This window comes from Mycobacterium sp. KBS0706 (assembly GCF_005938675.2).
GTDB lineage: Bacteria > Pseudomonadota > Alphaproteobacteria > DSM-16000 > Inquilinaceae > Inquilinus.
In genome coordinates this window covers 1-387 of the sequence record NZ_VCCH02000378.1, presented here as the reverse complement: position 1 = coordinate 387, position 387 = coordinate 1, and the positions used below count along the sequence as shown (strand labels likewise).

At 68.2% G+C, this 387-nt stretch carries 1 protein-coding gene; it reads left to right on the top strand.

Annotated elements, in window-relative coordinates:
• The coding region (locus FFK22_RS43680; RefSeq protein ID WP_186002996.1) for a cadherin-like domain-containing protein at positions 1-387 on the top strand (387 nt) is incomplete at both ends.

Below are 387 nucleotides of genomic sequence, written 5' to 3'. Positions count from 1 at the left end.
TCGACGGCGACACCGTCACCCTGACCGGCGGCTCGGCGCTGCATGGCACCGTCTCGCTCAATGCCGATGGCGATCTGGTCTACACGCCCGACGCCAATGCCAATGGCCCGGACGTCGTCACCTACACCCTCTCCGACGGCAATGGCGGCACCACGACCGGGACCTTCAATGTCGGTGTTGCCGCGGTGAACGACGGCCCGACCGCCGGCACCGTCGCCGACCAGAGCACCGATGAGGACACCCCGCTCACCGTCTCCAAGACCCTGATCCTGGCCGGCGCCAGCGACGTTGACGGCGACACCGTCATCCTCACCGGCGGGTCGGCGCTGCATGGCAGCGTGTCGCTCAATGCCGATGGCGACCTGGTCTACACGCCCGATGCCAACG